General features: G+C 37.1%; 22 protein-coding genes. 14 read left to right on the top strand and 8 right to left on the bottom strand.

Translation table 11 applies throughout. From position 1 onward, the window contains the following. Positions 1–10: 10 nt before the first annotated feature. From pcaF to KIP84_RS10875, 5 genes are all read left to right on the top strand, one after another. A complete protein-coding gene (gene pcaF, locus KIP84_RS10895; protein ID WP_213688466.1) occupies positions 11–1,219 on the top strand; it encodes a 3-oxoadipyl-CoA thiolase in 1,209 nt (402 codons plus the stop codon). Positions 1,220–1,259: 40 nt separating this feature from the next. After that, positions 1,260–2,549 (top strand): phenylacetate--CoA ligase PaaK, encoded by a 1,290-nt coding sequence (paaK, locus tag KIP84_RS10890; protein WP_000377865.1) that lies wholly within the window; start codon positions 1,260–1,262, stop codon positions 2,547–2,549. A gap of 53 nt (positions 2,550–2,602) precedes the next feature. Next, positions 2,603–3,568, top strand: a complete 966-nt coding sequence (paaX, locus tag KIP84_RS10885) for a phenylacetic acid degradation operon negative regulatory protein PaaX (RefSeq protein ID WP_000062822.1) — start codon at positions 2,603–2,605, stop codon at positions 3,566–3,568. Then, positions 3,555–4,160 carry a DapH/DapD/GlmU-related protein gene (locus tag KIP84_RS10880; RefSeq protein ID WP_213688465.1) on the top strand — a complete coding sequence of 202 codons (606 nt, stop codon included), beginning with the start codon at positions 3,555–3,557 and terminating at the stop codon, positions 4,158–4,160. The genes paaX and KIP84_RS10880 overlap by 14 nt, the downstream gene beginning before the upstream one ends. Before the next feature lie 77 nt (positions 4,161–4,237). Continuing rightward, positions 4,238–4,621: a PaaI family thioesterase gene (locus tag KIP84_RS10875; RefSeq protein WP_213688464.1), complete on the top strand. Its 384-nt coding sequence runs from the start codon at positions 4,238–4,240 to the stop codon at positions 4,619–4,621. Between the two features lie 36 nt (positions 4,622–4,657). On the opposite strand, the gene KIP84_RS10870 is transcribed toward KIP84_RS10875, so the two are convergent. Beyond that, positions 4,658–5,080 carry a hypothetical protein gene (locus tag KIP84_RS10870; protein ID WP_063098563.1) on the bottom strand — a complete coding sequence of 141 codons (423 nt, stop codon included), beginning with the start codon at positions 5,078–5,080 and terminating at the stop codon, positions 4,658–4,660. A gap of 213 nt (positions 5,081–5,293) precedes the next feature. On the opposite strand from KIP84_RS10870, the gene KIP84_RS10865 reads away from it, so the two are divergent. Together KIP84_RS10865 and KIP84_RS10860 are read left to right on the top strand one after the other, a co-directional pair. Then, positions 5,294–6,082 (top strand): suppressor of fused domain protein, encoded by a 789-nt coding sequence (locus tag KIP84_RS10865; protein ID WP_213688463.1) that lies wholly within the window; start codon positions 5,294–5,296, stop codon positions 6,080–6,082. Positions 6,083–6,289: 207 nt separating this feature from the next. Next, entirely contained in the window at positions 6,290–6,925 is a 636-nt protein-coding gene (locus tag KIP84_RS10860) for a tetratricopeptide repeat protein (RefSeq protein WP_213688462.1), read from the top strand. A 70-nt stretch (positions 6,926–6,995) separates the two neighbouring features. On the opposite strand, the gene KIP84_RS10855 is transcribed toward KIP84_RS10860, so the two are convergent. From KIP84_RS10855 to KIP84_RS18835, 3 genes are read right to left on the bottom strand one after another with little or no spacing between them, the layout of a single operon-like run. After that, positions 6,996–7,418, bottom strand: a complete 423-nt coding sequence (locus tag KIP84_RS10855) for a hypothetical protein (protein ID WP_213688461.1) — start codon at positions 7,416–7,418, stop codon at positions 6,996–6,998. A gap of 21 nt (positions 7,419–7,439) precedes the next feature. Then, positions 7,440–7,856 (bottom strand): MerR family transcriptional regulator, encoded by a 417-nt coding sequence (locus KIP84_RS10850; protein ID WP_213688460.1) that lies wholly within the window; start codon positions 7,854–7,856, stop codon positions 7,440–7,442. Continuing rightward, entirely contained in the window at positions 7,857–8,396 is a 540-nt protein-coding gene (locus KIP84_RS18835) for an SRPBCC domain-containing protein (RefSeq protein WP_228308287.1), read from the bottom strand. It lies immediately after the preceding gene. A 293-nt stretch (positions 8,397–8,689) separates the two neighbouring features. Here KIP84_RS18835 and KIP84_RS10840 point away from each other — a divergent pair, with 293 nt between their 5' ends. Next, positions 8,690–8,923, top strand: a complete 234-nt coding sequence (locus tag KIP84_RS10840; protein WP_017389009.1) for a hypothetical protein — start codon at positions 8,690–8,692, stop codon at positions 8,921–8,923. 7 nt (positions 8,924–8,930) lie between these two features. Beyond that, entirely contained in the window at positions 8,931–9,407 is a 477-nt protein-coding gene (locus KIP84_RS10835) for a hypothetical protein (protein WP_213688459.1), read from the top strand. Between the two features lie 147 nt (positions 9,408–9,554). On the opposite strand, the gene KIP84_RS18830 is transcribed toward KIP84_RS10835, so the two are convergent. After that, positions 9,555–9,707, bottom strand: coding sequence for a hypothetical protein (locus KIP84_RS18830; protein WP_226381279.1), 153 nt, complete (start codon positions 9,705–9,707; stop codon positions 9,555–9,557). Between the two features lie 377 nt (positions 9,708–10,084). Between KIP84_RS18830 and KIP84_RS10825 the strand changes: the two genes are divergently transcribed. Next, positions 10,085–10,666, top strand: coding sequence for a TetR/AcrR family transcriptional regulator (locus tag KIP84_RS10825; protein WP_213688458.1), 582 nt, complete (start codon positions 10,085–10,087; stop codon positions 10,664–10,666). Positions 10,667–10,729: 63 nt separating this feature from the next. Here KIP84_RS10825 and KIP84_RS10820 read toward each other — a convergent pair whose 3' ends face one another. Next, a complete protein-coding gene (locus KIP84_RS10820) occupies positions 10,730–11,635 on the bottom strand; it encodes a LysR family transcriptional regulator (RefSeq protein ID WP_213688457.1) in 906 nt (301 codons plus the stop codon). A gap of 98 nt (positions 11,636–11,733) precedes the next feature. On the opposite strand from KIP84_RS10820, the gene KIP84_RS10815 reads away from it, so the two are divergent. Further along, positions 11,734–12,330 (top strand): NAD(P)H-dependent oxidoreductase, encoded by a 597-nt coding sequence (locus tag KIP84_RS10815; protein WP_213688456.1) that lies wholly within the window; start codon positions 11,734–11,736, stop codon positions 12,328–12,330. Between the two features lie 56 nt (positions 12,331–12,386). On the opposite strand, the gene pobR is transcribed toward KIP84_RS10815, so the two are convergent. Next, the gene (gene pobR, locus KIP84_RS10810) at positions 12,387–13,202 is read right to left on the bottom strand and encodes an IclR family transcriptional regulator PobR (RefSeq protein ID WP_213688455.1); all 816 of its coding nucleotides are present in this window, start codon (positions 13,200–13,202) and stop codon (positions 12,387–12,389) included. Between the two features lie 141 nt (positions 13,203–13,343). Here pobR and pobA point away from each other — a divergent pair, with 141 nt between their 5' ends. Next, positions 13,344–14,558 (top strand): 4-hydroxybenzoate 3-monooxygenase, encoded by a 1,215-nt coding sequence (pobA, locus tag KIP84_RS10805; protein WP_002114537.1) that lies wholly within the window; start codon positions 13,344–13,346, stop codon positions 14,556–14,558. A 151-nt stretch (positions 14,559–14,709) separates the two neighbouring features. On the opposite strand, the gene alr is transcribed toward pobA, so the two are convergent. Next, positions 14,710–16,002 carry an alanine racemase gene (gene alr / locus KIP84_RS10800; RefSeq protein ID WP_213688454.1) on the bottom strand — a complete coding sequence of 431 codons (1,293 nt, stop codon included), beginning with the start codon at positions 16,000–16,002 and terminating at the stop codon, positions 14,710–14,712. A gap of 1,175 nt (positions 16,003–17,177) precedes the next feature. Between alr and KIP84_RS10795 the strand changes: the two genes are divergently transcribed. Beyond that, a complete protein-coding gene (locus KIP84_RS10795; protein WP_063098576.1) occupies positions 17,178–17,798 on the top strand; it encodes a LysE family translocator in 621 nt (206 codons plus the stop codon). Positions 17,799–17,993: 195 nt separating this feature from the next. Beyond that, positions 17,994–18,716: a UTRA domain-containing protein gene (locus KIP84_RS10790; protein ID WP_213688453.1), complete on the top strand. Its 723-nt coding sequence runs from the start codon at positions 17,994–17,996 to the stop codon at positions 18,714–18,716. Positions 18,717–18,744 lie beyond the last annotated feature (28 nt).

The raw sequence follows: 18,744 nt of genomic DNA, 5'->3' as shown, positions 1-18,744 counted from the left end.
AGGAGTCAACATGGAAGACGTTTTAATTTGCGATTTTATTCGTACCCCAATTGGACGATATGCAGGTGCCTTAAGTGCTGTACGTGCAGATGATTTAGCTGCATTGCCGATCAAATATTTAAAAGATAAACACCCGAACTTACCGTGGAATACGGTAGACGAAGTGTTTTTAGGATGTGCTAACCAAGCAGGTGAAGACAACCGTAACGTTGCACGTATGGCAACACTCTTGGCAGGCCTACCTGATACTGTACCAGCGATGACGGTCAATCGTTTATGTGCTTCAGGTTTAGATGCGGTAGGACTTGCAGCACGTTCAATTAAAGCAGGTGAAGCACAGTTCGTTTTGGCAGGTGGTGTGGAGTCGATGAGCCGTGCGCCATTTGTGCAAGCTAAACCGACCGAAGCGTTTAGCCGTACGCCTGAAATTTATGACACCACCATTGGCTGGCGTTTTGTAAATAAACAACTTAAAGCACAATACGGCACCGACAGCATGCCGGAAACTGCCGAAAATGTAGCTGAAAAATATCAGATTAGTCGTGAAGACCAAGATGCGTTTGCATTGCGTAGCCAACAAAAAACGGCTACTGCACAACAAAACGGTTTCTTTAATGATGAGATTTTGCCTGTCGAGATTGTAGACCGTAAGAAAAACGTGAACGTAGTTAATCGAGACGAACATCCGCGTGAAACGACACTTGAAGCACTCGCAAAACTAAAAGCCCCATTTAAAAAAGAAGGTGGTTCGGTGACTGCCGGAAATGCCTCTGGTGTAAATGATGGTGCTGCGTGTGTGTTAATTACCAACCGTGAATTTGCAGATACACATGGTTTAAAACCTTTAGCACGCGTGATAGGCATTGCAAGTGCAGGTGTTGAACCCAAATATATGGGTATAGGTCCTGTTCCGGCTGTGCAGAAAATTTTAAAGCAGACAGGTTTAACGCTAGATCAGATGGATGTGATTGAGTTGAATGAAGCATTCGCAGCCCAATCTTTGGCTTGTATGCGTGAACTTGGTTTAAAAGATGACGATGAACGCGTGAATCCAAATGGCGGTGCGATTGCGTTAGGCCATCCGCTCGGTATGAGTGGTACTCGCTTGGTGATTACGGCAACACGTGAGCTAAAAAAACGAGGTGGACGTTATGCACTTTGCACAATGTGTGTAGGTGTTGGACAAGGCGTCGCACTGATTTTGGAAAACTTAAATTAATTCAGACGGTTTTTAAAATTACATAATGAGGAGATAGGCGATGGACAGCCTTACAACGGATAATGTTGAGCAATTAACACTTGCAGAGCTTAGAGAGCTGCAAACTAAACGGTTAAAACAAACCCTGACTTTTGTATATGAAAATAGTCCGGTTTATAAGAAAAAGTTCGATGAGGCAGGTGTACATCCTGATGACTTCGTCACTTTAGACGATCTGGCGAAGTTTCCATTTACCACCAAACAGGATTTAAGAGACAACTATCCGTTTGGAATGTTTGCTGTGCCACAAGAGCAAATTGTGCGTTTACATGCATCATCGGGCACAACGGGTAAACCGACAGTAGTGGGTTATACCCAAAAAGATATTAATACGTGGTCGGACATTGTTGCGCGTTGCTTACGCATGGCAGGTTTAACCGCGAAAGATATGGTTCAGGTGGCTTATGGCTATGGACTATTTACAGGTGGTTTAGGTGCACATTATGGTGCCGAGCGCTTAGGTGCGACGGTTATTCCAATGTCTGGCGGGCAAACTGAAAAGCAAGTTCAGCTTATTCAAGATTTTAAACCGACTGCAATTATGGTTACGCCATCGTATTGCGTAAGCATTATTGAAAAGCTGGAACAGCAATTTGGTACTGCACGTAATACGTCTTTAAAAGTCGGTATTTTTGGTGCCGAGCCGTGGACCAATGAACTGCGCCGTGAAATTGAAGAACGCCTTAATATTAAAGCACTCGATATTTATGGTTTGTCTGAGGTGATGGGGCCGGGTGTTGCCATGCAATGCTTAGGCGAGGGCGAGGGATTAACCATTTGGGAAGATCATTTCTATCCAGAAATTATTAACCCTGAAACGGGTGAAGTCTGCAAAGATGGCGAACTTGGCGAGCTAGTCTTTACCACCATTACCAAAGAAGGCTTACCGATTATTCGTTACCGTACTCGTGATTTGACCCGCTTACTACCGGGTGAAAATCTGGCTATGCGTAAGATGGATAAAATTGTGGGCCGTAGTGACGACATGCTCATTATTCGCGGTGTGAACGTTTTCCCGACTCAAATTGAAGAGCAAATTTTGCAAGTTCCGCATTTAGTTCCAAATTATGAAATTTTGGTGACTAAAAAAGGCCATATGGATACTTTGCATATTCGTACAGAGATGTGTCATAACTGTACTATACAGGCCAATCAACTTGCTCAGGAGTTGATGAAACGCATTAAAACCATGATTGGGATTAGCGTTACTGTAGAAGTTGTGACAGAAGCGACCTTACCTCGTTCGGAAGGAAAGGCAAAGCGGGTAATCGATATGCGTCAGATTGCTTAACATCAAGATCATTCAGGGTATAGAATTTATACCCTGAAACCAAACGCCAAGACATGAGTATGAGTGCAAAAATACAGCAAATAATTGATTCTGTTGTAAAGAATGAAACCTTAAGTGGAACTTCGCTTATTTCGACAATTTTTGGAGATTCAGTACTTCATCGGGGTGGAAACATTAGTCTTGCAAGCCTGATTCAGTTATTGGAGCTGTTTGGTTTTAATGACCGCGCTGTAAGAACCTCTGTTTTTCGTTTAGTTAAAAATGATTGGTTATGTTCAGACAAAATCGGCAGAACCAGTTTTTATCGAATCACCGATTCGAGCCGTTCGACTTATTTGCAAGCCGAGCAACGCATTTACAACGACCAGATGAAAGAGTGGGACCATTATTGGGATCTTATTCTGATGTCTAGCCTCGACACTGAAAATAAAGCGTTGTTAAAGAAAGAACTCGAATGGTTAGGATTTGCCAATATTTCGACAAACTTAATGGCTTATCCGGGTTGTAACCGTATTGAACTGCAACGCTTGTTGGTTGACTTAAATATGAGTGAGCAGGTGGTGGTGTTTAAAGCCGAAACCTTGCAGCTTTTTAATAATTCGGTCGATACGATTGGTCGTATGCTCAGAACCAACTGGCCCATCGATGAATTGCGCCAAAGATATTTACAGTTTCTCGATATTTTTAGAGAAATTGGCGTGTTGCTGATGCAAGAAAACGAACAACTCGAACCTGTTCAGGCCTTTCAAATTCGAACTTTGCTGATTCATTATTATCGACGGATTTTATTGAAAGACCCAGCACTACCGCTTGAGTTGTTGCCAACTGATTGGCCGGCGATTAGTGCACGAACTTTATCAATGAACATTTATAAAAAAGTATTTGAACCTGCGGATGAATACTTCTTGTCTGTTGCTGCAACAGCAGAAGGGCCTATGCCAAATGCCACAGCACATTACTGGCGCCGTTTCGGAGGTTTGGTTGCGACAAATGAGAGGTTAAATCATGCCTTGTTATAGTATTGACGGTGTTATTCCGGTGGTCAGTCCAGAGGCTTTTGTACACCCAACTGCTGTTTTAATTGGTGATGTGATTATCGAAGCGGGTGTATATGTAGGACCTTTTGCTTCATTGCGTGCCGATTTTGGACGTATTCATATTAAGCAAAATGCCAATATACAAGATAGCTGCACCGTGCATGGTTTTCCGCAAAGCGTGACTTTAGTTGAGGAAATGGGACACATTGGGCATGGCACAACTTTACATGGTTGCCGCATTGGTAAAAATGTTCTGGTCGGCATGAACAGCGTAATTTTGGACTATGCCGAAATTGGTGAAAACACTATTATTGGCGCAAATAGTCTGGTCAAAACTAAAGATGTTATTCCGGCAAATGTATTGGCAATGGGCAGTCCTGCCAAAGTTGCACGCGATTTATCAGAACAAGAAAAAAAGTGGAAAACCAAAGGCACGCAAGAATACATTGAGCTTGCGCAGCGCTGCTTAAACTCAATGCAAGAAGTTCAGCCTTTAAGCTCAGAGTCAGATGACCGCCTGACCTATAAGGACTTTAGTTCTTCAAACTATCAGATTAAACAAGATAGTGTTTAACGGCTTTTAATCAGTCGATTTCAATACAGATAGATTTATAACACTTAAGGAATACTCGCACGAGTAGGGAGACGTTTGTGCAAAAAATGGAAACTACAGCGGTTGATCAATTCGCAGAGCTATTGGGTGTTCAAGTGCTGCATCGAAGTTTTGATGAAGCGCGTTGTCAGCTTAAAGTGAAAGACGAGCACATGAATGCATTGGGCGGCGTGCATGGCGGAGTCATATTTTCTTTAGCCGATATCGCTTTTGCGATGGCTTGTAATGCAGGGGATGCGCCATATACGGGCCTACAGGCGGATATTCGCTATATGAGCGGTGCGAAAGATAGAGTGTTATTTGCAACGGCAACCAAGGTCGGCAGTAGTAAAAAATTCGCGCATTATGAAGTGTTGATAGTAGACGGTTTGAATAATAGAGTCGCTTTATTTACATCTACGTGTTACAGACTTGCGCCGTGATAGGCGATTGTTTGCTGGTTAGAGATTTAAAGATAACTAGCCAGTACAAAACCAACGTTCGAAGTTTCCATCTTTATCATAAATTTTGTGAGCTAATGCATAAGGGCACTGTATTAAGAAGTACCATCCTATGTAATTATTTACCTCATCCATCTTATTGATAGCATCACTGCCGATCCAGACTTGTTTTAACTGCTTAATTTGTTCTTCTGCTGATCCAGTTAGCAATTCGCCATCTCTAGATGGGTCTTCAAAGTTTAGATTATAAAATAGAGAAATATCACCACTTTCTAATAAGGTTTTTAAAGCCATGAAGAATGCTGTATCTTGGTCATATTCGAGCATAATCGTTGGATAAATTTCTTTGAGAAAGTTACCCGATAAATAGAATAAATCATCTAAACCCTCCTTAAACTCATACTCATGAAAGGTTTTTAGAATTAATTCTAGTTGATTCATTAAAATTTATGCTCCGTGATTTTAAGAAAATATAAAACTAACATAGAAGCTTCTGCTAAATCCCTAAAAACAGCTTATAACCACTATAATGATTTTAATTTATCCCCTTTATGATTTTCTATAAATTTCATTATATTAAATAGATTCTTTTTGCTTTATCTATCATTGACTAATAAAATAATAAAACTAGAAAATGCTAAAAGAAATTTTTAAATGCTTAATAAATTAAAGAAGTTAATAGGACTTGTCGGCTTAACATCACTTTCTACAGTAAGTTGCGCTCAACAAGATCAAGAAGCTGTCTGGCAAAATGTATACAACACTAGAACTCAATATTATGAAGAAAATATAGGTAAATTACCGGATGATATTCTAAAAATAGCTCACATGGCTGGTGTTTGGCCTGGTGGTGGTTTATATGTAATTCCAGCGGATAAAATTGGCAAAGATATTACTGTTTATTCTACCTTTGGACTTACAAACTCTGATATGCCAGCTCAAGCAACTGTTTCGGATGTAAAAGTTGAGAAAGATAATTTAGGGCGAGTTGTTTCAAGTTCAGCAAATATAAAATCAAAAACACAAACCGCGGCTCTCCCTGGTGCAGCAGGTTATGGATATGAATTAATATTAATGACTAAAGATAAAAATGCTGAATGGCCACTTTGGTTTTTACAATGGGCAGTACAAGCTGAATTGTTAAATGATGCAGGCTTTCTCAAAAGAGTTGAAAAGTATAATGGATTGACTGTAGAAGCCATATCAGTTGGAGAAAATGAGAATGACAAAATTAATGTCTTAATCACCAAAGCCCAAAAACCTCTACCTCATGGTACACAACTTCCAAATGGGAAAATGGAGTTTCTAGTCGCAATAGTTATTACGGATGAAGAAATGAAATGGTCTATGAAAAATGGACGAAATGAATTAGCTAGTAAGCTCATGGAAGCAGGGGTTGGTCAACTCAGTGATCGAAATAGATCATCTGTCATAGGTCATTAATTTTTAGATTTAGCCACTTTATGTGAAATACCATATATGCCCAAATAAAAGCAGCCTATTATCAGTATGCTGCTTTTATTTTATCTAGTTCCCTCGACTTAAATCATCTTTTTAACTTTATTGGGCTTATGTTTTATAGAACATTGAATTATATTTAATAGCTAAATTTACTTATATTTAATTATTTTTTTAATTTAAGGGTTCAGAGTGGCTTTTGTATCTGTAAAAGAAGTAGCTGATAAAGCGCAGCATTTTAGTGTCCACGAACAAATGATTATAGGGATTAATTATTGTTTAGGATTAAATGGACATGAACAAGACATTAATGAGGGGCGAGCATGGTTGTGGATAGCAGCTACATATTATCGGTCTTTTATTGCTCAGTATAATTGGGCTTTAACATGGACAAGTAAGCCTTGTTATAAAGTTGAAAAAGATATTTCTTTAGAAGAATTACAAATGTTGGCAAATGAAAATAATTTGGCAGCGATTTACATGCTAGGTGTTCATTTTAGAGAACCTGATCCTATGTTAGCTATTGAATACTATCAAAAGGCGGTAAAAGAAAATTTTTATCCAGCAATAAATAATTTAGCTGATATATATGAAAACGGCTCTGGTGTTGAACAGAACATTAATAAAGCTGTTGAACTTTATAACATTGCTGCTGAACAAGGTATTGCTGCTGCTGAGTGGAGTTTAGGATTGCTTTATTTCGATGGAGATCTTGTGGATCAAAACATTCCATTAGCTCAATATTGGTTACAAAAAGCAGAAGCAAATGGATGGTTTCCAGCTCAGGATCTTTTGATTTCTATCGATGAAAATTATCAAAAAATTTAAGTCTATAAATTCAGATTATTTTCTCCTTGGATATTTCGCCTAGTACCTGTTAAGTTGAAAGGAAAACTTTTCAGGTACTCAACTTATAACCAAAATGATTAAGGCATACGTTAATTCCGTTAAGTGAGTAGTCCGTACAGCCTTTATGAAAGCACTTGTTTTCTGAAAAGCCTTCATGAGCTAAAACAACTAAGAATTGCTTCATACTGTTTATTCGATTTTGGCTCAAGGTTTGGTTCACATCTGAAAGTTTAATTCCAAAAATAGGCGCTGTTGGTGTATCTGGATAACACTCAAAATACCATGCTTGCGCACACTCAGAGCAGACATAATAAAACTCACCATAGTCAAATTTTGGAAGAGTTTCTTCGCATGGAGCTTCTTCAATGATGTAGTGAGGAAACCTATTTTTCATTTCATAGCTATTGCTGAAAATATTTGAAAAGCTGTCAGGGCATACAAAAAATTCACCGACATTTTGACATTCACACATAGATTTTGTTCTTTCTTAAATTTAATTTTTTGAAAGCTTATATAAGTTTTCAATCATATCTTGAATGATTTCCTGATTTTTAACAAAAGAATTATCTTTAATATATTTTTTAACATCTTGAAGAATATCTTTTCCATATTCTAACAACTTAATTTGCTGACTAATCACCTCTATTTTTTTATCAATCAATTGATTGGAGATAATATTACATTCTTCAGAAGGAGGCTTTGTTTCAAGTTCAATGAGTTGTTTTATCTCTTCTAGTGTAAATCCAACACTTTTTAAACCTATAGTTAGCTTAACTTTCTGTTCATGTATATTCTGATAGTTTCTATAGCCATTTGTTAATCGATCGGGAACTAATACACCACATTTTTCATAAAAACGTAAAGTATCTAATGATAGTCCGTATTTTTTTGAAAATTGACTAATATTCATTCAGTAGCCCTTATTTTTTAACTCGGATATTTTACAGCTATCATTGTTTAAGATCTGACCTTCAATATATTTTTTGAAGAATATATTCATTTTATCAAAATTTATCTTTGTAGGCTGGATAACAAAGTAAGTTAAAAAAGGTACAAGTAGTCCATTAAAATCTTCTGCCTGAACTAATTGAGTTGTATTGGCATCAATTTTAGTGAAAATAAATTGATGTCGACCATTAAATAATCCATTTATATATAATTTTCCTTCCCATTCTAAGTGATATTTATTAAGTTTTCTTATTACTGGTTGCATTTGAAATTGCACTTTTTTGTTTTCATCATATAAATCTACACTAATTTGTTGACCTACATGGGTGGGGAATCTATCAATACCAAATAACGTATTCCATTTCGGATACAATGAAGTACATGTGAAGGTTTGCCAAACATGTTCTATTGGCTGATTTATAATGATTTTTGTTTCAATTCTCTTATGATGAAATAAAAGGATGAACACAGAGAATACAACGATAGTGGAAATTACTTTCATCAAATAGTACCTCTATTGCTAAATACTATAATGATTCTAAGGTTGGAGCTTACTCTAAGCTCAAGTAAAATTTTTACCTGCACGCTAAATTGGATTGTATCTAATAAAAATCTCTTTTGTGAAAGCTAGAAAGAAGGGAGGAACACTTTTTTATTTTTTATACTTCAGATAATGCCCATTATGTTAGATGGATATATTATGCACGACACTTATTGTCGCATTGTTTATATTTTACTATTGTTTTTGGGTGACATATTTTATAAATTTAGTATTTAATTCAGGATATTATAAATATGAAACTCAATATTCCAGATCAACAGATTACTTTAGTTTGTCCTAATTGTGAGAATACACTTTTTTCTATGGATGAAAATAAAATAGTTACATGTGCTACTTGTAATTTAACGCTTCATAAAGATGAGCTAATTGATCAAAATCATGTTACAGACAAGATAGACACTAATAAGATAGCCAAAGATTTAGCTCAAGAAATGAAAAAGATATTTAAAGGTAAAGGGTGGAAATAAGTAATTCATGGATATAAATTGGGAGATTACAATAGCGGGAATTTCGGCTATTTTTGCTGGTATATCAATAGTATTTTCAATATATAGTTTTTTTTCTTTTAAAAAACTTAACAAGAAGATTCTAGAACAACAGGTTGAAATCAATAGCCTCTTAATTACTAAAGAAAAAGACTACTCTAATGAACAAAATAAAGCTGACATTCGAGCATACAAAACAGGGGCAAAAGGAAATTATCAGGTGATGATAACCAATGCTGGTAAGGCTACTGCTGAAAACGTTTATTTAGAAGTTTTAATTGATAGCGCCTATATTGGATGTTTTTGGGATATTGATGAAATTTTCCCTATGAATATTGTTTCGGGTCATTCAGGAAAGCTTTCCTATTCAAGAGGGATGGACTTTCCAAGTAAGTTTACTGTTAGGATTACATGGGATGATCAATTTAAAAAACAAAACTCAAAGGATATTGAAATAGTTAGTTAATACGGTAATTTGTTTAATTCTCATATAAGCAATACCACGCACCCACCTATACTTAAAAACAGCCTCCCAAGGCTGTTTTTTTTACATCCTCCACAATCCCCACTTAACAATAACTCCCTCATTATTTAGCCTTACTTTTCTAATGATTTAATTTAAAACAAATGGCATTTTGCGTGCTTGACTGCAATAGGGTTGGGCACTATTCTTTGCCTGCTGGCCTACATTGCCAGACGGTCGTCGCGGACCGATTACAACAGCATCAGAATTATTCCTTTCTGAGGGATAATTTTGTGTGAGCATCTCCTTGTCTCCTCCCGTTGCGGTAGGACGGGAGAGGGACACCCTCGGGTGTGCTGGTTGTTGTACCAGTCCGCGAACCCTTTCTCGTTCTGCCACCATAATTTCTATTCATGTCGGCAGAACTCCCCATAAAAAGGAGTTGGCTTTGCACATTCTTAATTTCTTGGCTCTCACTGCCAAAAGCTATAACAACACAGCTTAAAATTTTAAAGCAGCTTGATTGCCCTAAGGTTCTCAGGTTTTAAGTCTTTTTATTTAAAACTTAGCAATAACAAACTCGAGATGTGCCACGCACAGTCTTTACGGCTTTGCTGTGCCTTTTTTCTCCCAAAAAAGTATCTCATTTAGAAACAACAAGAATTTATAACGGTAAAAACATGCCAAAGTTAGTTCTCCCAACACGTGCTATACAAGTTATTAATACATCAACTAATTTATTTCACCATTTTGGGTTTCACACGGTTGGTGTCGACCGAATTGTGAAAGAGTGCCAAATTCCCAAAGCGACTTTTTATAACTACTTTCACTCGAAAGAGCGGTTTATTGAAATCTGTTTAATCGTGCAGAAAGAACGATTAAAAGAAAAAGTGGTCTCAATTGTAGAGTACGCCCAAGATACAAGCGCGGCCGATAAACTCAAACAGCTTTATTTCTTACACACCGAGGTAGAGGGGATGTACTACCTATTATTTAAAGCCATGTTCGAAACGAAACTGACCTATCCAAAAGCCTATATCACCGCAGTGAGATATCGCACATGGCTGCTGAATGAAATCTATAGCCAGCTGATAAAACTAAAAACCGATGCGACTTTTCAAGACGCCAAACTATTTTTATATATGGTGGAGGGCACAATTATTCAGCTTTTAAGCTCAGATGGGGCAATTGATCGGGAAAAGATGTTGGATTGTTTCCTTAATGCGAATAAGGCGGTCAATGCATTTAAATATAAGCAATAAACGTTGGCTTTGAATATTAAAAAAGGCTTTGTTCAAGTGGAAGAGGCCTTATTTATTTTAAGCTTATTTGTTCAGTTCAGGGGGTAAATGCTGCGCCAAATAATCAATTGCAAGGCGGGTTTTGAGTGGCATAAAAGGCAGCGTAGGCCATACCAGATGAATCGGAAAAGCGATGCTCGACATGGTTTCTAACACTTGTACCAGCTTACCTTCCTGTAATTCATTTTGAATGAGCCAGTCGGGTAGCCAAGCGATACCAGCTCCAGCAAGCGCTGCATTTTTAATAGCTTGTAAGTCATTTAAAAGAAGTTTTGCTTTGGGTTTTATAAATAAAGGCTCTGTATTTTCCTTTTGAAGTCGCCATTTTTGCATTTGACCAAAATGCGGATCGGCAATCGTGGCGTGGTGGTCTAAGTCTTCAATATTTTCTAATGGACCTGCTTCATTTAAATAGTCAGGTGAGGCACAAAGTAGCATTCGATGTTCACCAATCGGTTTGGCAACGAGCTGAGTGGTGTCAGGTAGTGAACCAATTCGGATGCATAAATCAAAACCTTCTTCGACCAAGTCTACAGTTCGATCATTAAATGAAATTTCTAGCTGTAAGTCCGCATGCTGCTGAGCAAATTTAACCATGAGCGGGGCAGCAAAGAGTTGCCCGAACAGCACTGGCACAGACATTCTTAACCGGCCTGTTGCATTAATTTTCCTTTGGTCTAATAAAGCTGCCGCATTTTGTATTTCACTTAACGCTCGGCGGCTATGCTCATAAAATAAAGCACCTTCGTCAGTCATGCTGAGTGAACGTGTTGTTCTTTTAAATAAAGCCACACCAAGCTGATCTTCAAGGCGAGCAATATTTTTACTAATGGCTGAGCGAGTTAAATGCAATTGCTCGGCAGCTTTTACAAAACTTCCAGCTTCAACCACAGTCACAAATATAGATATTGCACTTAGCTCATGTTGCATTATTGTTGCCTAAAAGGAACCAATGATAAGAAATAATATCACCACTGTTGAATTTATTGTGGAGTTAATATGGCTTCATCAAAAACGTGGAGATGGTCATGGCTAAAATATTGGTATTAAAATCCAGCATTATGGGTGAGGGTTCACAAACCAATCGCCTAATCGATGTCATGCTTGAACACCGTAAAGACCAAGGTTTGCAAGATGACATCACCATACGCAATTTAGCTGAAATGAACCTGCCTGTATTAGATTTAGAAATCTTTCAGGCGCTTCGTGGGGCTGAAAATATAAATCAAGACATTCAGCAGATTGTTGCTTTGTCGGACGAATTAATTGCTGAATTAAAAAGTGCTGATTTACTAATTATTGGCGCACCCATGTACAACTTAAATGTCCCGACTCAACTCAAAAACTGGTTTGACTTGGTGGCACGCGCAAGACAAACATTCCGCTACACCGAAACTTATCCTCAAGGTTTGGTGGAAGGGGTAAAAGCTGTGGTAGTAAGCAGTCGGGGCGGCATTCATGTTGGTCAAGAAACTGAGGCAGTCACGCCTTATCTCAAAGCGGTGTTAGGGCTAATGGGCATTCATGATGTCGATTTTATCTATGCCGAAGGCTTAGACATGCAGGCCTATCGCAGCAACTCTTTAGATTTGGCAAACCAGCAAGTCAAAGACTTTGCCATTTAAGATCATGAGCTGAAACTCTTGTACCTCTAATTGATGACAAGAGTTTCTAAGTCTATTTAAATCACATTTCTAAGTTCATTTGCCGTGTTACGCAGTAATGGCAAAATTTGCTGAACTAAATAGTCTTCTTGTACACGGTTGGTTTGAGACATACAGTTAAGCGCAGCAATGGCTTGACCTTGGGCGTTAAATACGGGCACTGCAATCGCAATCACACCAAGCTCATGTTCTTCTTTGGAAAGACAATAATCCGATAACGAAATACCTTTAAGCACTTCAAAAAACTTAGACTCATCTACTAGGGTAAAAGGCGTTAAGCGTTTTAAACCGTAAGTTTTGACCCATGCATGCTGAGCTTCTTCAGACAGTGCTGCTAGCAATACTTTACCCGTAGACGTTGCATGGGCAGGCAGTCGGTTTCCTAAATGCATGCCATAAGGACTAACGCGCAAATTATCTTGCTGCGGTAAATAACTGCGGGCAATCGGCACCACTTCGTTATCGTCTAACACCACAATCGAAAAAGTCAGAGATGTCTGCGCGCACAAAAGATTTAAAAATGATTGAGCAACTTTAGGCAGGTGGGCAGAGCTTAAATAAGAACTTGAAAAGCGCAGCACGCGATGCGTGAGCCAAAAGTAATGTTCATCGGTTTCTAAATAGCCTAAGTATTTTAAAGTTTTAAGATAACGCCTTGCTGCTGTACGACTAATGCCTGTTCGCTCGGCTACTTGAGTGACATTAAGCCGCTGGCGATCTGTTCCAAAAGCTTCGAGTAAAGCTAAGCCTTTTGCTAAGCCTGCAATGTAGTCTTCTTGACGAATTTTCTCATGCGAGTTTGGGTGCTCTAAAAAAGCATCGAGAGAAGGCATCCTTTCATTCCTGTTATTTTGGTTGTTTCTGTCCGCTATCCGGACAAACTAAATGATAAACGGTTATTTTCGTCTTGGATACATAGTGCACAAAACTTAAAGCCAGTAATTTAAAAGTCAGGATGAAACAAGGATGAAGTTATGGATATTTTAAAGACACAGGTTGCAATTATTGGATCTGGACCAGCAGGATTATTGCTTGGACAACTTCTATATAAAGCTGGCATCGACCATATTATTGTTGAGCAACGTAGTGCTGAATATGTGGCTTCACGGATTCGTGCAGGAATTTTAGAGCAAGTTTCGGTCGACTTACTGAAACAAGCAGGCGTTGACCAAAACTTAAAAGACAAAGGATTACCACATTCGGGCATCGAAATCTTAACCAATGGTGAATTACATCGCGTTGATTTGGCAGCACTCACGGGTGGCAAACAAGTGACCGTATATGGTCAGACCGAAGTGACTAAAGATTTAATGACTGCGCGTGAAGCAGAGCAGCTCACTTCATTTTATGAAGCTCAAAATGTACAAGTGAAAGATTTTTACACTGCACCAAAAGTTGAGTTTGAGTACCAAGGTAAAGCCTTTCAAATTCAGTGTGACTTTATTGCTGGTTGTGATGGCTACCATGGTGTCTGCCGTGCCAGCGTACCTGAAGACAAAATTAAAACCTTCGAAAAAGTTTATCCGTTTGGCTGGTTAGGGGTGTTGGCAGATGTTCCACCTGTAGCCGATGAACTCATTTATGTACAGTCAGAACGTGGATTTGCTTTATGTAGTATGCGTTCAGAAACACGTAGCCGTTATTATTTACAAGTCCCTTTAACAGATCATGTAGAAGATTGGTCAGACGAAAAGTTCTGGGATGAGTTAAAAAACCGCCTAGACCCTGAAAGCCGTGAAAAGCTAGTGACAGGACCTTCTATTGAAAAAAGTATTGCGCCGTTACGTAGCTTTGTGACCGAACCAATGCGTTTCGGAAAACTATTTTTAGCAGGTGATGCTGCGCATATTGTTCCACCGACAGGAGCAAAAGGCCTCAATCTCGCGGCTTCCGATATTGCTTATTTATCAAGTGCGCTTGTTGAATATTATGTCGAAGGTTCCGAGCAAGGTATAAATGAATACTCAGAAAAATGCCTACAACGTGTATGGAAAGCGGAGCGTTTTTCTTGGTGGATGACTCATTTATTGCATCGTTTTGAAACTGAAAGTGAGTTTGATCATAAGATTAAACAAGCCGAGTTAAGTTATGTGCTTGGCTCGATCGCAGGTAAAACCACATTGGCCGAAAACTATGTCGGTTTGCCTTATGAAATTAAGCAAATTGATAGTTTTAAGCACGCAAGCTAAAGACTAGGTAAGAAGTAAAAAGAGCATGTAAATGCTCTTTTTTTTTTATATAAAAAACTGGCTGAAATAAGATCGCTTAAAAGATGTGATTTGGCTAAAAGTAGCCCGATACTTTTCAATATATAGGGCTACCTATCTGTTCACCTAAAGTTTATTCAGCGGTTGCCGTAACTTTATTATTGGTTAATATCACTTGTTGCTGAGATTGAAGGGGCTTAATCACTTGTGGGTTAGAGTTACTCCAAGGGATATAGGCTTCTGTCAAAATATGGCCTGTAAGACTGGTTAAATCACTCGTTTTAACTTCTGCATTGCCTTGACGACCAAATAATACAACTTCATCACCTGCTTTGGCCTCTGGAATATCTGTTACATCAACCATAACAGTATTCATTGATACTCGACCCACCACTGGTGCTTTTTGTCCATTGATTAATACAAAAGCTTTATTACTAAAACTACGACGGTAGCCATCCGAATAACCTACAGGGAGGTTTGCGAGTCTAGAGTCACGTTTTAAAGTATAAGTTTGGTCATAACCTACAGTTGAATCTTTAAGGTAATTATTCACTGCGGCAATTTGTGTTTTAAATGCCATCATGCCTTTAAATTCAGGGTGATTAGGAAAATCCCCATATATAATTGCGCCTGCACGAACCATATCTAAATGTGATTCAGGAACGTTTACGGTAGCAAATGAATTAGCTGTATGTAATGTTAATTCTTTACGATTCAGTTTGGCTTTTTTAATCAACCATGCGGTTTGTTCATTAAATTGCGCCAGACGCTCACGGACAAATTTTTCATCTTCTACGGCATAGTGGGTCATAATGCCGTCAATTTTAAGATGGGGAAGTTTGGTGATCGCCACAGCTTGTTCTTTGCCTAAAGCCGTAGACATTTCAAGACCATTACGATCCATACCACCTGAATTTAAAGCCAAGCTGTAATGAACAGTTGTATTGTTCGTTTCTGCCCATTTAGACATACGAGCGGCTTGGTCATAATTACCTAAAAGCTCTTCAATATTTAAAGCCTGTGCGTTGATAATTTCACTATCTGTGGCGGTACGTAAACGTGTAATTTTGCCTTTATAGCCATGCTTGCGCACCATAGCCGCTTCAGCATTACTGGTAATGCCAATACAAGATACGTTTAACTTCATAACACTTGGCATAAGTAGATCAATACTATGGCCGTATGCGTTAGCTTTCATGACTATACAAAGTTGTGTTTTGCCATTAAGTAACTGATTTGTCCTTTTAATATTATCTTCAAAAGCTTGAGTATCAATTTCTATCCATGCATTTGCTGTAGGTGCAGGGCTTACTTCATTTGTAACATGGGGAGTAAGTAAGGGAGCTGCATGAGCAAATTGCACCGAACCGAATAATATTAATGCACAACTATAAGCGAGATGAGAAAATTTTGTTTTAAGTTTCATGAGTTTTTAATCTTTCCTAATTGAATATATTTTACCTTTCGGTATATTTCTATGATTAATTACAGCAATACAATTAATTTGTTTTGCGAAATCATATATTTTTTCGTAATAATATTTCCTCCTTAAAATATTATGAGAAGTATTAAGCGAGCCTAAAGCCACCTTAATTTTATTAAAAAATATTGTCATGATTTAAATCATATTAATTAAATCTAAATATACATCCGTAAAAAAACAATAGAAAAATTTACTATATTTTCTAAGTGTTATTTTTTTAATCTAATTGTACCTATTGTTTTTTTATTTAATTCTATAAAAATTATGATTTTTTAAAAAATATAGAGTTTTATTTTGGTTGGAATTTAGTCTATTATACTTTGTAGATGATATTTATTATCACTTGATATTTGATGGTTTGTTGATTAAATATATGTAAATTAATGTTTTTTGATAAAATTTTTCTTGGGATTTTGAATATGTAGATTTATAAAAATAAAATAATTTTAGAGTGCTATGACACAATTGCTCAATTTTTAAGCAAAAGATTTATTTTTAAAAATTACTAATAAATTAATTTATTTTTTTAAATAAAATATTTGTTAGTCAAAATAAATAATTACCTGACATTAGGTAGTAAAATTGAGATTTAAATTTTCATGAGACAACGCAACTAAAGGCTTTATTTTCCTTGTTTGAGCTAATTTTTTATCCACTGTTATGGCTAAATTAAGATCAAACTATTAAGGTGTATTTAATGAGGTATTTAAGTGTTTTAGTTTTAATAAAGATAATAAGTATATAATAACTTTAATGAAAAAATAGTTTTTTTATAGTTGTGAATGTGGTTGTAAGTTTTTATTTATTATTATATTTTAATTCTGAAAGATAGTAGTGTAGATATCAGTTAATTGTAAACGATATCTAAGAATCAACTTTTAAGTGAATCCCTATATCTATTGGAAGATTAAATAATGAGCTTTTTGATAAGTCTGGTGGTTAGAATATAAAGCTCATCTATGAAAATATTAATAAATAATTATTAATGAGTAGATGGATGGATACCCAAGAATTCTCTTATTTAAAATTGTCAAATTAACTTCTTTAATGAAGGTGAACTCTAAGTAAGTTTCTCTAAATAATTATATTTTTAAGAAATACTTAATGGAAGAATAGGTGTGAATTATAATTTTTTAACCTTTGTTATAACTGTGTTGATTATTAATCTATCACCAGGTCCTGCTATGATTTATGTAATAAATCAATCATCAAAATATGGAATAAAAGCAGGATTAAAGGCAGCAGCAGGGGTTGAGTTTGGTGTCTTCTTCTATGTTTTGTTAACGGCATTTGGGTTAATGGTTATCTTTCAAGAAACTCCTATGCTATACAAAATTATTCAATTTATGGGTGCTTTGTATCTAATTTATTTAGCATATCTGTCTTGGCCCAAACGTAAATCAATACAAAGCCCAAATATTCTTTCTCAAAATTCTTCAGAATCAGTCCGTCATACATTTAGCAAAGGGATATTGATTAATTTATCTAACCCAAAGATTGGCCTCTTTTTTGTTAGCTTGTTACCACAATTTGTACCTTCAGATTCTCACCCTGCTTGGCTGTATTTTCTCTTATATGGGCTAATTTTTAATTTTGGAGGTATTTGTGTGAATGTGACAGTTGGAGCAATGGCGCGAAAATTAAAAACTATTATACAAAGAGCATCATGGTTTAATTATGTTCCACCGCTTTTGTTCTTATCTATTGCTGTTTTAAGCATAGCGCAGGTGGGGGTGTGAGTTTGTATTGTTGGAATTTCTACTTTTCATCACGATCGTACTATTAACATGGTCTATTTTTTTATGAAAAAATGAATTGGAAAAAAGCGGGTAATAGGATGTATTTTGCTTAAAAGATCAGCATTAATAAAAGCTTTTGTCACATTTTTTCAGTATATTGCTATTAATTTCTTTATTTATAAATTCTAAGTTTGTATGGAACAGGACCAAGCTCGCATACCTAAATATATTCCTATCCGCGATGCAATTGCCCACGATATTGAATCTGGCGTATTAAAAGCCCACGCAAAACTCCCTTCGGAAAGGGTGCTTTCTGAACAATTCCAAACCACTCGTGTGGCTGCGCGTGAAGCTTTATTGGCTTTGGAAACTGATGGTTTGATTTATCGTTTAGACCGCCGTGGTTGGTATGTTCGTTCTCCTCGTATTATTTATCACCCGCAATCGACAAAAAACTTTAATCAGTTTGTGATTGAACAAGGCTATGAACCTTCGACAGAAGTGATTTCGAGTGAACTGACTCAGGCTACTTCTTGGGATGCCAAGCATTTAAAAGTTGAAAAAGGGCATCCGATTTATTCAGTTTGGCGACGTCGTTGTATTAATGGACGACCTGTTTTGGTTGAGCATTTACGGGTGAATGCCGAGTTTTTCCCTGAGTTTTTAACTCATGATCTTAAGCAATCGATTACTTTACTCATGGCAAATCAATATAACTGCCATATCACCAGAGCCGACATTAACCTCTATCCAACCGCTTTATCGGAACAGCAGGCCAAAGCACTGCATGTCAATGTGGGCGCACTGGGTTTATATATTCGTCGTAGTAATAGAAATGAACAAGGCGTGATTACTGATGTCGACCAAGAATATTGGCTACATGATGTTTTAGATTTGCATTTTGAAGCGCGAGCATAAAAATACAATCTGGTTTAAACCAGATTAA

This window comes from Acinetobacter sp. BHS4 (assembly GCF_018454425.1).
Lineage (GTDB): Bacteria > Pseudomonadota > Gammaproteobacteria > Pseudomonadales > Moraxellaceae > Acinetobacter > Acinetobacter pittii.
This window is presented reverse-complemented; position numbering and strand designations above follow the sequence as displayed.

What these genes read in the sequence shown, in the direction of transcription:
- pcaF (WP_213688466.1), top strand. Translation starts at nt 11, where the DNA reads ATGGAAGACGTTTTAATTTGCGATTTTATTCGTACCCCAATTGGACGA.
- paaK (WP_000377865.1), top strand. Translation starts at nt 1,260, where the DNA reads ATGGACAGCCTTACAACGGATAATGTTGAGCAATTAACACTTGCAGAG.
- paaX (WP_000062822.1), top strand. Translation starts at nt 2,603, where the DNA reads ATGAGTATGAGTGCAAAAATACAGCAAATAATTGATTCTGTTGTAAAG.
- KIP84_RS10880 (WP_213688465.1), top strand. Translation starts at nt 3,555, where the DNA reads ATGCCTTGTTATAGTATTGACGGTGTTATTCCGGTGGTCAGTCCAGAG.
- KIP84_RS10870 (WP_063098563.1), bottom strand. Translation starts at nt 5,080, where the DNA reads ATGAATCAACTAGAATTAATTCTAAAAACCTTTCATGAGTATGAGTTT.
- KIP84_RS10865 (WP_213688463.1), top strand. Translation starts at nt 5,294, where the DNA reads ATGCTTAATAAATTAAAGAAGTTAATAGGACTTGTCGGCTTAACATCA.
- KIP84_RS10855 (WP_213688461.1), bottom strand. Translation starts at nt 7,418, where the DNA reads ATGTGTGAATGTCAAAATGTCGGTGAATTTTTTGTATGCCCTGACAGC.
- KIP84_RS10850 (WP_213688460.1), bottom strand. Translation starts at nt 7,856, where the DNA reads ATGAATATTAGTCAATTTTCAAAAAAATACGGACTATCATTAGATACT.
- KIP84_RS18835 (WP_228308287.1), bottom strand. Translation starts at nt 8,396, where the DNA reads ATGAAAGTAATTTCCACTATCGTTGTATTCTCTGTGTTCATCCTTTTA.
- KIP84_RS10840 (WP_017389009.1), top strand. Translation starts at nt 8,690, where the DNA reads ATGAAACTCAATATTCCAGATCAACAGATTACTTTAGTTTGTCCTAAT.
- KIP84_RS10835 (WP_213688459.1), top strand. Translation starts at nt 8,931, where the DNA reads ATGGATATAAATTGGGAGATTACAATAGCGGGAATTTCGGCTATTTTT.
- KIP84_RS18830 (WP_226381279.1), bottom strand. Translation starts at nt 9,707, where the DNA reads ATGCTCACACAAAATTATCCCTCAGAAAGGAATAATTCTGATGCTGTT.
- KIP84_RS10825 (WP_213688458.1), top strand. Translation starts at nt 10,085, where the DNA reads ATGCCAAAGTTAGTTCTCCCAACACGTGCTATACAAGTTATTAATACA.
- KIP84_RS10820 (WP_213688457.1), bottom strand. Translation starts at nt 11,635, where the DNA reads ATGCAACATGAGCTAAGTGCAATATCTATATTTGTGACTGTGGTTGAA.
- KIP84_RS10815 (WP_213688456.1), top strand. Translation starts at nt 11,734, where the DNA reads ATGGCTAAAATATTGGTATTAAAATCCAGCATTATGGGTGAGGGTTCA.
- pobR (WP_213688455.1), bottom strand. Translation starts at nt 13,202, where the DNA reads ATGCCTTCTCTCGATGCTTTTTTAGAGCACCCAAACTCGCATGAGAAA.
- pobA (WP_002114537.1), top strand. Translation starts at nt 13,344, where the DNA reads ATGGATATTTTAAAGACACAGGTTGCAATTATTGGATCTGGACCAGCA.
- alr (WP_213688454.1), bottom strand. Translation starts at nt 16,002, where the DNA reads ATGAAACTTAAAACAAAATTTTCTCATCTCGCTTATAGTTGTGCATTA.
- KIP84_RS10790 (WP_213688453.1), top strand. Translation starts at nt 17,994, where the DNA reads ATGGAACAGGACCAAGCTCGCATACCTAAATATATTCCTATCCGCGAT.